Consider the following 13688-nt stretch of genomic DNA (forward strand, 5'->3'; position numbering starts at 1 on the left):
AGCCCGCGGTATTCTGCGCCCGCCGATTGACTCCGCAGCGGCGGGTCCCTAGGTTCGGCGCTCACCACCACCCCGACCGTGCCCGGCGCCAGCTGGTGCGTGCCGGACGCTGGTTCAGCCGCACCGAGGAGCCCACGATGGCCGCAGTGACCGTTCGCGAGAGGCCGGCGCGCCTCCCCGTGCGCACGACGGCGGGCGAGCGGCGCCTGCTGATCATCTGCCTGGCGGTGGGTTTCACCACCCTGCTCGACCAGTCGATCCTCACCGTCGCCGTGCCCTCGCTGCGCGCCTCCTTGGGGGCCGGCACCGCCGACATCCAGTGGATGCTCGCCGGCTACTCCCTCGCCTTCGCGGTCGCGCTCGTCCCGGCCGGGCGGCTCGGTGACGCTTACGGACGCAAGGGGTTCCTCATCGGCGGGGTGGCTGCCTTCTCCCTGCTCAGCGTGGTGGCCGCCACGGCCACCTCGCCCACGGTGCTCGTCACGGCGCGGTTGCTCCAGGGGGCCGCCGCGGGCACGGCCAACCCCCAGGTCATCGGCCTCGTCCAGGACCACTTCTCCGGCTGGCAGCGCACCCGGGCGCTCGGGGCCTACGCGACGGTCGCCTCGTTCTCGGGGATCATCGCGCCGCTCATCGGCGGGGCGATCCTCACCGTCGGGGGTCACGACGGGGCCTGGCGGATGGTTGTCGCCCTCAACATCCCCTTCGGTCTCGTCACGGCTGCGCTCGCCATGCGGTGGGTGCCTGGGCGGTCCGCGTCGCCAGCCGGGCCTGCGCCTGGGGTTGGAGAGCCTGGAGCGTCCCGGGCGCATCAAGCGTCCGTCCGGCGCGGTGCGCGAGTGCGCCTGGACGGCGTCGGGCTCATCCTCTTCGCCCTGGCCACTGTCAGCCTGCTCGTCCCGGTCATCGCGCTCTCGGGGTCGCAGTCCTGGGTGATGACGACGTCGACGTGGCTGTGGTCGATCGCCGCGCTCGCGAGCGCGCTCGCCTTCGTCGTATGGGAACGGGCCTACCACCGTCGTGGGGGCACCCCGATCCTGCTCCCCGGTCTCGCGCGCTCGCCCGGGTTCGCACTCGGCACCCTCGTGGCGACCTTCTGGTTCGGGGCCACCCTCGGGCTCTCCCTCGTCCTCATGCTCTTCCTCCAGGAGGGGGTCGGTCTCAGCGCCTTCGAGGCGGGCTTCGTCACGACCCCCGGAGCCGTGGCCTCAGGGATCTGCTCGGCGCTGAGCTGGCGCCTGGTGGCCCGGTTCGGCCGGCGCGGCGTCACGGTCGGGCTCTGGGTCATCGTCATCAGTCTGCTCGCGACCACGGCCGTGGTGACCTGGGTGCCGGTCGCGGTCGTCGCCGTGGCGCTGGCCGCCGCGCAGGTGCTCACCGGCGTCGCCGGCGGGCTCGTGCACGCCCCCAACCAATACCTCACCCTCGAGCACGCGCCGGCCGGGGCCAACGGGCTCGCGGCAGCGTTCCTGCAGGTGACCCAGCGGGTATCGGCGACGATCTGCTTCGCGGCCCTCGGCGGCATCTTCCTCGCCTCGGCCGTCCCCGGGGACCTCGGGACCTACCGCGGGGCCGCGGCGGTCGGGATCGCGGTGACGGCTGCGCTCGTCGCGGCGGCCGCCCTGAGCTCGATGCTCGCCGACCGGTTCGGCGAGGTGACCCGATGACCCTCGTGACCAGCGCCGTCGGGTGGACGCACCCCGACGCCGAGACGCTGCGCACCCAGATGACGGCGGAGCTCGGCCCCCGCTACGCGTCGCTGCGGCACTCTCGCCCCGCCCGGATCGACGTCGACCCGGCGACGGTCCTCGTCACCCTCGTGGTGCACGACGGCGCCCTGCCCGTGGCGACCGCCTCGTTGCGCCACGTGGGTGGCGCCCATGAGGTCAAGCGGGTGTTCGTGGGCCAGGACTATCGTCGTCGAGGGCTCGCTGGGCAGCTGCTCGGCGCCCTCGAGGACCACGCGCGCGAACTCGGCGTCCGGCGCCTCGTGCTCCAGACGGGAGTGCGACAGCCGGAGGCCGTCGAGCTCTACGAGCGCCTCGGCTGGCAGCCCGTCGAGCCCTTCGGTGAGTACACCGGTGACCAGTACAGCCTCTGCTACGCCAAGGAGATCTCATGACCGACCATGCCGCCGCAACCGATGACACGCCCCGCGTCCCCGGGGCATCCTTGCCCCGTCGCGTGCTCGGTTCGCCCGAGCACGGCACCGCGCTCGAGGTGAGCGCCGTCGGCCTGGGTGGGATGTCTCTCACCGGTGCCTACGGGCTCACCGACCCGGGAGAGGCGGAGGCCACCGTGCGGCGTGCCCTCGACCTCGGCGTGACGTTCTTCGACACCGCCGACGTCTACGGAGCAGGGGAGAACGAGCGGTTGCTGGGCAGGGTGCTGCGCTCCCGCCGCGACGACGTCGTGCTCGCCACGAAGTTCGGGTTCGTCCACCGGGACGGACGCGAGGTCGACGGCCGTCCCGACTACGTCCGGCAGGCCATCGACGCGAGCCTGGGCCGGCTGGGGCTCGACCACGTCGACCTCTTCTATCTGCACCGCGTCGATCCCCAGACACCTGTCGAAGAGACCGTCGGTGCGCTCGCCGAGCTCGTGGAAGCGGGCAAGATCCTCAGGATCGGCCTGTCCGAGGCCTCGGCTTCGACGATCCGCCGCGCGCACGCGGTCCATCCGATCGCCGCGGTCCAGAGCGAGTACTCCCTCTTCCACCGTGGGGTCGAGCGTGAGGTGCTGCCGGCCCTGCGGGAGCTGGGGATCGGCTTCGTGCCGTTCTCCCCGCTCGGGCGAGGCATCCTCACGGGGACCGTCGTCTCGAATGCCTTCGACGCCGGCGACGCCCGCGCCGGTCACGAGCGCTATCGCGGGGCCGCCTTTGAGTCCAACCGCCTCCTGGCCGACCGTCTCGCCGTCCTCGCGGCCCGGCGCGGGGTGAGCCCAGCTCAGCTGGCCCTGGCTTGGGTCCTCGCCCAGGGCCAGGACGTGGTGCCGATCCCCGGCACCCGACGCGCCGCCCACGTCGAGGCGAACGTCGGTGCCGCGGCGATCGACCTCACGGCGCAGGAGGTCGAGGAGATCTCCCGGGTCGTCCCGTCGAGCGAGGTCGCCGGGGCCCGTCACCCCCAGGCGCACCTGCTCGAGGAGTAGTCGAGGAGTACGCGACAGGGCTGGCACCTCCCCCGAGGTCCCAGCCCTGTCCCGTCCGCCGCCGTCGACCGGCGCCTCAGATCGCCGTGTGGTCGCCGATGCGGTGGTAGGTGCGGTCGTGGAAGACCAGCGGCTGGGTGTCGGCACGAGTCGCTGACTGCGAGGCCAGCACCGAGACGAGATAGCTGTCCCCGATCGGGGTGCGCTGGACGACGCGTCCGCGCAGCCACGTGAGGGCGCCGTCGATCACGACCTCACCGGTGGGCAGCGCGGTCCAGCCGCCCGCGGCGAAGCGGTCGATGCCCGACGTCGCGAACCGCGCCGATACGTCGTCCTGGTCGTCGGCGAGGAAGCTCACCGCGACGCTCGCGGCCTGGGCCAGGGCGGGCCAGGAGGATGACCCGGAGGCGATCGAGAAGGCGAGCAGTGGCGGCTCGGCCGAGACCGAGATGACCGACGTCGCCGTGAAGCCGACGGGCCCGTCCGGTCCCACGAGGGTGACCACCGCGACGCCGGCCGGGTGCTGGCGGAACACGGTCTTGTACTCCTCCGGGGTCAGCGTCGCGGCATCGGCGAGCAGGATCCGGGCGTCGCGGTCGGTGTCCTGGATGGTCATGCCGTCACCCCCACGAGGTCGGCGGAGGCCGGGAGCGGGGCTGTGCCGGCGTCGTCGGGCAGTCCGACGGCGCGGCGCAGCGCGCGGGCCGACTTGGCCAGCCATGCCGCGACCGGTGCGTCGAGGTCGGCGAGCTGGGACTCGGTGAGGGAGAGCGCGCGGGTGGGCACGATCGCCCCGAGCTCGACGAGCACGGGGCGCAGGTGCACCTCGCCGGCGAGGGCGTGGGCGGGGTTGCCCGAGACGACGAGCGGGACTGCGACGACCCCGGCGAGGCCGTCGGGTCCGTAGAGGTCGAGGAACGCCTTGAGCAGGCCTGTGTAGGAGGCCTTGTAGACGGGGGAGGCGATGACGGCCACCGTGGCGGCGGCGAGGGTCGCCGTCGCGGCATCCGCAGCGGGGTGGTCGGCGGTGAGGATCTCGGGGGCGAAGGTCGCCAGGTCGATCGTCTCGATGCTGGTGGCCTGCGTGCTGGACGGGCCGTCCAGCCGTCCGTCCAGCAGCGCGGCGATCTGCTCGCCGACCGCGGTCGCGGCGCTCAGGGTGCGCGAGCCGGCGCGCGGGTTGCCGGAGACGACGACCACGGAAAGATCGGGGCGAGTCCCGGCGTCGGGCGCCAGGTGTGTGTGCGACATGAGGTGTCCTTCGGTCCGTTCACGCTTGCCGTACCGGTTGGCACAGCCAGGTCATCTCCCGGAGCACCCCGCCGTGAGTGGGGGTTGCTGTCCGACCAGCCGGGGCTTCGCATCGGTTCTCGTGACCTTGTGGAACGGGTATAGCAATGACCGCGCGCTTGTCAGCGACTTGGCGGAGAAATCTCATGATGTGGTCGGCGCCTGCTCACACTTAGGGTTCGCGGCGATGAGCAGGTCCGCTCCGGCGATCTGGTCACGCTCGCCACCGGTTGGCGGGACGGGCGAGGCCGAGGTGGTCGCGCGGCGTGGTCCCCGTGTACTCCTCACGGAAGATTCCGCGGGCCCGCAGCAGCGGCACGACCTCCTCGACGAAGGTGTTCAGGCCGCCGGGCAGGGTGGGCGGCATGACGGCGAAGCCGTCGGCGGCGCCCTGAGTGAACCACTCGGTCATCGTGTCCGCGACCTGCTCGGGCGTCCCGGCCACCACCCGGTGACCGCGCCCGCCGGCGAGGCGGTGCAGGAAGTGTTCTCTCGTCTCACCTGCTGTGCGAATCTGATCCGTGGGCTGAGACGTTGTAACGTCATGTTTCGCGCTGCCGATCCGGGTCCCGACCTGCCACGGAATGTGCAGACAGCACAAGCCTGAGTCCTGAGACCTACAGAATCGTTGGTCCCGGACGGTAGGCTGCATCGGTGCCTGTTGGTACCACCGTCCCAGAACGGGCTGCCAGAGCAGCACAAGGATGAAGGAGAACGCCTGATGGAAGGCCAGCTCGCGCCAGTATTTGAACAGGTGCTCCGACGTAACCCCGGCGAGGTCGAGTTCCACCAGGCAGTCCGCGAGGTGTTCGAGTCGCTCGCACCCGTGCTCGCGAAGAACCCGCAGTATGCCGACGCCGCCGTGCTCGAGCGCATCTGCGAGCCCGAGCGCCAGATCATCTTCCGGGTGCCGTGGGTCGATGACAAGAACCGCGTGCAGATCAACCGTGGGTTCCGGGTCGAGTTCAACTCGGCCCTCGGCCCGTTCAAGGGCGGCCTGCGTTTCCACCCATCTGTGTACCTGGGCATCGTCAAGTTCCTCGGTTTTGAGCAGATCTTCAAGAACTCCCTGACCGGCATGCCCATCGGCGGCGGCAAGGGTGGTTCCGACTTCGACCCGCGCGGCAAGTCCAACGGCGAGGTCATGCGCTTCTGCCAGTCCTTCATGACCGAGCTGTACCGCCACATCGGTGAGTACACCGACGTCCCCGCCGGCGACATCGGCGTGGGTGGCCGCGAGATCGGCTACCTCTTCGGCCAGTACAAGCGGATCACCAACCGCTACGAGTCCGGTGTCCTCACCGGCAAGGGCCTGACCTGGGGCGGCTCGCTCGTGCGCACCGAGGCCACCGGCTACGGCACGGTCATGTTCGCCCGCGAGATGCTCAAGACCCGCGGCCTGGAATTCGAGGGCCAGCGCGTCGTCGTCTCCGGCTCCGGCAACGTCGCGATCTATGCGATCGAGAAGGCTCAGGAGCTTGGCGCGAGCGTCGTCGCCTTCTCCGACTCCTCCGGCTACATCGTCGACGAGGCGGGCATCGACCTCGACCTGCTGCGCCAGATCAAGGAGGTCGAGCGCGGCCGCGCGAGCGACTACGAGGCACGCCGCGGCTCCGCGAAGTTCGTCTCCGGCGGCTCCATCTGGGACGTGCCGGCCACGGTCGCGCTGCCCTGCGCCACGCAGAACGAGCTCGACCTCGACGCAGCCCACACGCTGCTGCGCAACGGCGTCGTCGCCGTCGCGGAGGGCGCCAACATGCCCACCACGCCCGACGCCGTTGCCGCCTTCCAGGAAGCGGGCGTGCTCTTCGCTCCGGGCAAGGCAGCCAACGCCGGTGGTGTGGCCACCTCCGCGCTGGAGATGCAGCAGAACGCCAGCCGCGACGTGTGGACCTTCGAGGACACCGCCGCCCGCCTGCAGCGCATCATGACCGGGATCCACAACAACTGCGCCGAGACCGCCGAGGAGTACGGCCAGCCGGGCAACTACGTGGCCGGTGCGAACATCGCCGGATTCACGAAGGTCGCCGACGCGATGATCGCCCTCGGCGTCATCTGATCCCACCTCGCCCCCCCGTCCCACCGAACTCGTGAATCGTCCGCCCAACTCGTGAGCCACGGCCGTCTCCTAGACGGTTCGCGCCGTAGCTCACGAGTTGGGCGACTCGTTCACGAGTTCGGCGAGACGCACGAGCGCGGGTCCGCGCCTGCTGACCGTCGTAGAGTCGGGAGGTGCCTTCACGTCATCTCCGCCTCGACCTCCCGGCGGCCACGATCCCCGAGCGGGTCCGCATCGCCTTCGAGCAGCTGCGCGCCCAGATGGAGATCCCGCTCGCCTTCCCCGACGCGGTGCTCGCTGAGGCCGAGCGCGTCATCGCCGACGCACCCGTAGTCCCTGGCCCCCTCGCCGGGGCCAGCCCGATCGGCGCCGTCCCGCTCGCCCTGGATCCCGCCCTTCTCGACCCGCCCGTCCCGGTTCTGGGCATCAAATTCGTGACCATCGACCCGCCCGGCTCGATGGATCTCGACCAGGCCCTGCACATCGAGCGGGTGCCTGCGGGCGGCTATCTCGTGCGCTACGCGATCGCCGACGTCGCGCACTTCGTGCTCCCCGGCGGCGCGATCGACCGCGAGGCCGGCTCCCGCGGCATGACCCTCTACGCCCCGGACGGGCGCACCCCGCTGCACCCGCCGATCCTGTCCGAAGGCGCAGCCAGCCTGCTCCCCGGCGTCGACCGCCCGGCTGCGGTGTGGCGCATCGTCCTCGACGAGCGCGGTGACATCACCGACGTCGACGTGCGTCGTGCGCGGGTCCGCTCCTCAGAGCGCCTCACCTACGACGAAGTCCAGTCCGCTGTCGACGCCGGCTCGGCGAGCGAGCTGCTCGAGCTGCTGCGCGAGGTCGGCGAGCTGCGCGAGGGCCTCGAACGTGAGCGCGGCGGCGTCTCTCTCAACGTCCCCGAGCAGAACGTCACCCTGCACGACGACGGCAGCTACGGCTTGGAGTTCCGCTCGGTCCTGCCCGCCGAGGGCTGGAACGCGCAGATCTCGTTGCTCACCGGCATCGCGGCGGCGCGGGTCATGCGCGAGGGCGGCATCGGGATCTTTCGCACGCTCCCGGCGAGCGACCCACGCGACGTCGAGCGGCTGCGGCGCACCGCCCGGGCGCTGGACATCACCTGGCCCACCGCGCAGTCCTACGGCGACCTGCTCGCCGGGCTCGACTCGAGCGTCCCCCAGCACGCGGCGTTCCTCAACGAGGCGACGTCCCTGTTCCGCGGTGCGGGCTACCTGGCCTTCGAGGGGGAGGTGCCCGCTGCGTCCGAGCATGCCGCGATCGCCTCCGAGTACGCCCACGTCACTGCCCCGCTGCGGCGCCTGGTGGACCGCTACGGCACGGAGATCTGCCTCGCACTGTGCGCGGGGGATCCGGTGCCCGACTGGGTTCGTCTCGCCTTCCCCGACCTGCCCAAGGCCATGTCCCGGTCCGGCCAGCGGGCGTCGTCCTTCGAGCGGGCCTCGGTCGACATCGTCGAGGCCGCGCTGCTGACCGGCGCGGTGGGCGACGTCTTCGAGGGCGTGATCGTCGACCTGGATTCCAAGGACCCACACAAGGGTGTCATCGTCGTCGACGACCCGGCGGTCCGCGGCTCGGTCACCTCGTCCGGTGGCGCGCTCCCGCTCGGGGAGGCCGTCGAGGTGCGCCTCGCCGAGGTCTCGATCGAGGACCGCGTCGTGCGTTTCTCCTACGGCGCCTAACCCGTGGCTGTCCGACGACGCACCGACCCGGCCGCCGGCCGCCTCGCCGTCTCCGCGTGGCGCTCCGGCGCAGACGACCGACCCACCGTGACCACGGCCGTGCGGTTCACGCTCGAGGAGATCGCCGACGTCGCCCCCGGGCACTCGGTCGAGGTCCGGGTCCCGCCGTGGGGGGCTGTCCAGTGCGTCGAGGGCCCCCGGCACACCCGTGGCACCCCGCCCAACGTCGTGGAGACCGACCCGAAGACCTGGCTCGAGCTGGTCACCGGCGCCACGGTCTGGGCCGACGCGGTGGCCGACGGCCGGGTGAGCGCCTCCGGCGAGCGGTCTGACATCTCCGACCTGCTGCCACTCCAGGCCACCCACCTCCGCAGCTGACCCTTCCCGCACCCTTGCGGAGAGACGGCCCGGAGGTTACCAATGGGTAACAATTCCATCTCAAACGCGCAGAGCCAGATGTTCGCCGATAACGTGCGTTGAGTTCAATGGGATGTGCCCTGCTTGATACCAGACGTTCAGATAAGCACTGTGTGATGCATTCGGTGGGTCGATGGCGACCGACGGAGACCGCTCACCAGGGCTCGGCGTCGTACTTCAGAAGGAGCAAGCGTGTTCACAAGTCATCACCGAAACGTTGCGAGTCGGAGGGTGGTGGCTGTGGCCGCCGCCCTCTCCGGCGCGCTGATCCTGGGCCCGGTGCTCTCGGCACAGGCCGCCGCACCGATGCCCGCAGCCGGAGTGGTCCCTGCCTCGGTCGACGGCGTGGGAGTCGTCATCAACGAGGCCTACCTCTCGGGTGGGAGCGCGAACGCCGTCTACGCGACCAAGTTCGTCGAGCTCTACAACCCGGGCGCCTCGCCGATCGACCTGTCCGGCTGGTCCCTGCAGTACCGGTCAGCGACCGGTACGGGCTCCTCGAGCAGCACCGCGCCGCTGACCGGGACGATCGCTGCGGGCGGCTACTACCTCGTTTCCGGTGGATCCAACGGAGCCAACGGCGCCGCGCTGCCTACGGCGGATGTCGCCGCTCCCGGGCTCAATGCCTCAGGGACGACGGGCACGCTCGCCCTGGTCGCCGCGCCCACGACGATCACGCTGCCGACCGGATCGGTCGTGGCCGACCCTCAGGTCGTCGACCTGCTCGGCTACGGCTCCTCGAACACCTTCGAGACCGCGGTCGCTCCGGCTCCCGCCGCGAACAACGTGCCCCAGTCGATCAACCGCACGGGCTTCGCCGACTCCGACAACAACGCGGCGGACTTCACGCTCTCGGCGACAGTGACACCGCAGGGTGCGAGCACCGATCCCGGCACGGACCCGACGACGGACCCCACCGTCGATCCCACGACCGACCCGACGACGGATCCCACGACAGACCCCACCGATCCACCGTCACCCACTCTCACCGCGATCGCGGACGTGCAGGGCGACGGTGACGTCAGCCCGCTCGCCGGGACGACCGTCACCACCCGCGGGATCGTCACCGCGACCTACCCGAGCGGTGGCTACAACGGTCTCTATATCCAGACCCCGGGCACCGGGGGAGATGTCGACCTGGCCACCCACACCCGCTCCGACGGGATCTTCGTCTACTCCACGGCCGCCGCGGCAGCGCTCACAGTCGGTCAGTACGTCGAGGTCACCGGGACGGTGAGCGAGTACTTCACTCTCACCCAGATCACCGCGACCGCCTACACGGTCCTCGCCGAGGCCGCCGAGGTCGTCAAGCCCGCGAACGTCGCCTACCCGGGCGACGCCGCCGCGCGCGAGACGCTCGAGGGGATGCTCCTGCAGCCCGCCGGCGACTACGTCGTCGCCGACAACTACTCGACCAACTACTACGGGTCCTTCCTCCTGGCTGCCGGCACGACGGCCTTCGCCCAGCCGACCGACGTCGGCCGGCCGGGCAGCCCCGAGGCTGCCGCGGTCGCAGCCGACGTCGCCACCCGCTCGGTCGTCCTCGACGACGGCGCGACGACGAACTTCAACTCCGCGGCCAACAAGTCCAAGCCGCTGCCCTACCTCACCGGGGGAGCGCCGGCCCGGGTCGGTGCACCTGTCACGTTCACCCAGCCGGTGATCCTCGACTACCGCTTCGACGCCTGGACCTTCCAGCCCACGACCGAGCTGACACCCGACAACGCACCGGCCGTCCAGCCGGTGACCTTCGCCGACACCCGCACCCCGGCTCCGCAGGACGTCGGCGGTGACGTCCGTCTGGCGACCTTCAACGTGCTCAACTACTTCACCACGACCGGTGACCAGCTCACCGGCTGCACCTTCTACACCGACCGTGCCGGGAACAGGATCACCGTGAACAGCGGCTGCGACGCCCGTGGCGCCGCGACCGCGGAGAGCCTGCACCGCCAGGAGGTAAAGATCGTCGCCGCGATCAACGCCCTCGACGCCGACGTCGTCTCCCTCCTGGAGATCGAGAACTCCTCGGTGTTCGGCAAGGACCGCGACGCTGCGCTGGCCACCCTGGTCGCCGCACTCAACTCCGCGGCCGGCTCGCCGGTGTGGTCCTTCGCGGCCTCCCCGGACGCGGTACCCGCCGACGAGGACGTCATCCGGACCGCCTTCATCTACCGGAATGCCGCCGTGACCACCGTTGGGGAGTCGACCATCCTCGACGCCCCGGCCTTCGACAACGCTCGGGAACCCCTCGCCCAGACCTTCGTCCCGGCCGGTGGGGACTCTTCGCAGGCCTTCACCGTCATCGCCAACCACTTCAAGTCCAAGGGCTCAGGCACCGGGGCCGACGCCGACACCGGCGACGGTCAGGGAGCCTCCAACGCGAGCCGGGTCAACCAGGCCACTGCCCTCGTCACCTTCGCCGACACGGTCAAGGCCGCCTCGGGCACCGACAAGGTCTTCCTCGTCGGCGACTTCAACTCCTACACCCAGGAAGACCCGCTCGTCGTGCTCGCCGACGCCGGCTACACGAACCTCAGCGCGGGCACCGGCAAGCACACCTACCTCTTCGGGGCCCGGGTCGGCTCCCTCGACCACGTCTTCGGATCACCGGCTGCCACGGCGGCGGTCTCCGGCGTCGACATCTGGAACATCAACTCGGTCGAACCGCTCGCCAACGAGTACAGCCGGTACAACTACAACGCCTCGATCCTCTATGACGAGTCGCCCTTCCGATCCAGCGACCACGACCCGGTCGTCGTCGGGATCAACACCGTCGCTGAGCCCATCGAGCTCAACCTGCTCGGCATCAACGACTTCCACGGGCGCATCGACGCCAACACGGTCGCCTTCGCCGGGACGGTCGAGCAGCTGCGCGCGACCAACCCCGACCGGACCGCCTTCCTGTCCGTCGGCGACAACATCGGCGCCTCGCTCTTCGCCTCGGCCTCCCAGGACGACGTCCCCACGATCGACGTCCTCAACGCCCTCGACCTGTCGGCCTCGGCCGTGGGCAACCACGAGTTCGACAAGGGCTTCGCCGACCTCACCGGCCGCGTGAGCGACGCAGCCGACTGGGAGTACCTCGGTGCCAACGTCTATATCAAGGGCACGGACGACCCCGCGCTGAGCGAGTACGTGGTCCTTGACGTCGACGGAGTACGCGTCGGCGTGATCGGCGCGGTGACCGAGGAGACCCCGACCCTGGTCACTCCGTCGGGCATCACCGACCTAGACTTCGGCGACCCCGTCGAGGCGATCAACCGGGTGGCCGCTCAGCTCGGCGACGGCGACGAGAGCAACGGCGAGGCCGACGTCATCGTCGCCCTTGTCCATGAGGGAGCGGGCTCGGGGACCCCCGAGGGCGCCACGATCGAGGAGGAGATCGCCGCGGGCGACGCCTTCGCCCACATCGTGACCGACACCGACCCCTCGGTCGACGCCATCTTCACCGGGCACACGCACAAGGAGTACGCCTGGGACGCCCCGGTCACCGGGACCGACCGCACCCGCCCGATCATCCAGACCGGTTCCTACGGCGAGAAGATCGGCCAGATCACGCTGACCCTCGACCCCGCGACGCTCGACGTGACCGACTACACGGTCGCCAACGTCGCCCGGACCACCACACCCGCAGCCGATCTCGTCGCGGCCTACCCCCGGGTGGCTGAGGTCCGGGCGATCGTCGACGCGGCGATCGCCGAGGCCGCGGTCATCGGCAACCAGCCGGTTGGTTCCGTCACGGCGGACATCACCACGGCGTACCTCGACGGCAAGCGCGACGACCGCGCCTCGGAGTCCACGCTCGGCAACCTCGTCGCGAACTCGCTGCGAGACACCCTGGCCACCCCCGAGCGCGGCGGTGCCCAGATCGGCATCGTCAACCCCGGCGGCCTGCGCGCCGACCTGCTCTACGGCGACGACGGCGTCATCACCTACGCCGAGGCGAACGCCGTCCTGCCCTTCGTCAACAACCTGTGGTCCACGACGCTCACCGGTGCCCAGCTCACCACGATCCTCGAGCAGCAGTGGCAGCCGGCGGGCAGCTCGCGGGCCTTCCTCAACCTGGGGCTCTCGGACAACGTCACCTACACCTACACGGCGACGAACGCCCCGGGGGAGCGCATCACCTCCGTGACGATCGACGGCGAGGCTCTCGACCCGGCCGCCAGCTACCGGGTGGCGACGTTCTCCTTCCTGGCGACCGGTGGGGACAACTTCACCGGGTTCACCCAGGGCACCGACGCGCGCGACTCGGGCCTGATCGACCGTGACGCGTGGATCTCCTACCTTCAGGCCCACCCGGGGCTAAGCCCCGACTTCGCCCGGCGTGGCGTGACGACCGGGGCGCTCCCCGGTGCGGTTGACCCGAGCGCGGTCGTCTCCCTCGACCTCGCCAAGCTCGACCTCACCTCGCTCGGGTCGCCGGCCAACACCTCGGTGGCGGCCTTCCTTGTGCCTTCGGGCACGGTTCTCGACCCGGCGGCGTCGCCGCTGGCGACCGCGGCCGTGACCGGAGGGGCGGCGACGGTCTCCGCCACGGTTCCCGCCGGGACCGCCGCGGGTGCCTACAACCTGCACCTGGTGGCGGCGCCGTCGGGCACGACGGTGACGATCCCGGTGACGGTCAACGCCGTCGTCCCGCCGGCGACCCTCAACATCACCTCCGACGCGTTCTCCTTCTGCCTGCTCGGGCGGTCGCAGGTGGTCGTGTACGCGACCAACCGCGAACGCACGACGGTGGCCATCACGGTGACCACACCGCTGGGGCAGCAGACCTTCGCCAAGGTCCGACCCGGGCAGACGGTCACGGCGATCTTCGGCCGCTGGGGTGCACTGCAGGCGGGAACGGCGACCGTGGTGGCCACCGGGACCGTGGGTGACAAGCCCGCCACGACCACCCAGCAGCACACCTACAAGGCGACCAGGGGAGGCCTGTTCTCCTGATCCCGGCCGCCGTCGAGGCGGCCAGCTGAACGCGTGATTCCGGTCGAGGCCTGATCCAGGTCTCGGCCGGAACCGTGTCCGCTCGGCAGTCGTGTGCGCTCCGCGAAAGGTCCGTCTCCTGCGGC

At 70.7% G+C, this 13688-nt stretch carries 10 protein-coding genes and 1 riboswitch; of the genes, 7 read left to right on the forward strand and 3 right to left on the reverse strand.

Annotated features, from left to right (window positions below; genetic code table 11):
• The first annotated feature begins 137 nt into the window (after nt 1-137).
• Genes BLQ50_RS03560 through BLQ50_RS03570 form a run of 3 tightly spaced genes read left to right on the forward strand, consistent with a single transcriptional unit; the run spans nt 138 to nt 3153 of the window.
• On the forward strand, nt 138-1667 hold the full coding sequence (locus BLQ50_RS03560) for an MFS transporter (RefSeq protein ID WP_093181228.1): 1530 nt from the start codon (nt 138-140) through the stop codon (nt 1665-1667).
• Nucleotides 1664-2122 carry a GNAT family N-acetyltransferase gene (locus tag BLQ50_RS03565; protein ID WP_093181230.1) on the forward strand — a complete coding sequence of 153 codons (459 nt, stop codon included), beginning with the start codon at nt 1664-1666 and terminating at the stop codon, nt 2120-2122. The genes BLQ50_RS03560 and BLQ50_RS03565 overlap by 4 nt, the downstream gene beginning before the upstream one ends.
• Complete coding sequence (locus tag BLQ50_RS03570; RefSeq protein WP_093181231.1) at nt 2119-3153, forward strand: aldo/keto reductase; 1035 nt, start codon at nt 2119-2121, stop codon at nt 3151-3153. Before BLQ50_RS03565 ends, BLQ50_RS03570 begins: the two co-directional genes overlap by 4 nt.
• A 76-nt stretch (nt 3154-3229) precedes the next feature.
• On the opposite strand, the gene BLQ50_RS03575 is transcribed toward BLQ50_RS03570, so the two are convergent.
• The 3 genes from BLQ50_RS03575 to BLQ50_RS03585 form a co-directional block, all read right to left on the reverse strand.
• On the reverse strand, nt 3230-3769 hold the full coding sequence (locus tag BLQ50_RS03575) for a flavin reductase family protein (RefSeq protein ID WP_093181233.1): 540 nt from the start codon (nt 3767-3769) through the stop codon (nt 3230-3232).
• Entirely contained in the window at nt 3766-4404 is a 639-nt protein-coding gene (locus BLQ50_RS03580) for an NADPH-dependent FMN reductase (protein ID WP_093181234.1), read from the reverse strand. The genes BLQ50_RS03575 and BLQ50_RS03580 overlap by 4 nt, the downstream gene beginning before the upstream one ends.
• 16 nt (nt 4405-4420) lie before the next feature.
• A riboswitch (SAM riboswitch) is annotated at nt 4421-4531 on the reverse strand.
• Nucleotides 4532-4657: 126 nt separating this feature from the next.
• Nucleotides 4658-4891 (reverse strand): hypothetical protein, encoded by a 234-nt coding sequence (locus BLQ50_RS03585; protein WP_217629087.1) that lies wholly within the window; start codon nt 4889-4891, stop codon nt 4658-4660.
• A 273-nt stretch (nt 4892-5164) separates the two neighbouring features.
• On the opposite strand from BLQ50_RS03585, the gene gdhA reads away from it, so the two are divergent.
• The 4 genes from gdhA to BLQ50_RS03605 all read left to right on the forward strand — a co-directional run bounded on the left by gdhA (nt 5165) and on the right by BLQ50_RS03605 (nt 13563).
• Nucleotides 5165-6502 carry an NADP-specific glutamate dehydrogenase gene (gene gdhA / locus BLQ50_RS03590; protein WP_093181236.1) on the forward strand — a complete coding sequence of 446 codons (1338 nt, stop codon included), beginning with the start codon at nt 5165-5167 and terminating at the stop codon, nt 6500-6502.
• Nucleotides 6503-6675: 173 nt separating this feature from the next.
• Nucleotides 6676-8202: an RNB domain-containing ribonuclease gene (locus tag BLQ50_RS03595; RefSeq protein ID WP_093181237.1), complete on the forward strand. Its 1527-nt coding sequence runs from the start codon at nt 6676-6678 to the stop codon at nt 8200-8202.
• 3 nt (nt 8203-8205) lie between these two features.
• Nucleotides 8206-8580, forward strand: a complete 375-nt coding sequence (locus BLQ50_RS03600) for a sterol carrier family protein (protein ID WP_093181239.1) — start codon at nt 8206-8208, stop codon at nt 8578-8580.
• A 279-nt stretch (nt 8581-8859) separates the two neighbouring features.
• Nucleotides 8860-13563, forward strand: coding sequence for an ExeM/NucH family extracellular endonuclease (locus tag BLQ50_RS03605; protein ID WP_483826436.1), 4704 nt, complete (start codon nt 8860-8862; stop codon nt 13561-13563).
• Nucleotides 13564-13688: the final 125 nt, after the last annotated feature.

It is taken from the genome of Sanguibacter gelidistatuariae (assembly GCF_900096585.1).
In the GTDB taxonomy this organism is placed as follows: Bacteria; Actinomycetota; Actinomycetes; order Actinomycetales; family Cellulomonadaceae; genus Sanguibacter; species Sanguibacter gelidistatuariae.

Bases quoted from the DNA above. Each gene is read 5' to 3' on its own strand.
- BLQ50_RS03580 (WP_093181234.1), bottom strand. From the start codon at position 4,404: ATGTCGCACACACACCTGGCGCCCGACGCCGGGACTCGCCCCGATCTT.
- BLQ50_RS03570 (WP_093181231.1), top strand. From the start codon at position 2,119: ATGACCGACCATGCCGCCGCAACCGATGACACGCCCCGCGTCCCCGGG.
- gdhA (WP_093181236.1), top strand. From the start codon at position 5,165: ATGGAAGGCCAGCTCGCGCCAGTATTTGAACAGGTGCTCCGACGTAAC.
- BLQ50_RS03560 (WP_093181228.1), top strand. From the start codon at position 138: ATGGCCGCAGTGACCGTTCGCGAGAGGCCGGCGCGCCTCCCCGTGCGC.
- BLQ50_RS03565 (WP_093181230.1), top strand. From the start codon at position 1,664: ATGACCCTCGTGACCAGCGCCGTCGGGTGGACGCACCCCGACGCCGAG.
- BLQ50_RS03575 (WP_093181233.1), bottom strand. From the start codon at position 3,769: ATGACCATCCAGGACACCGACCGCGACGCCCGGATCCTGCTCGCCGAT.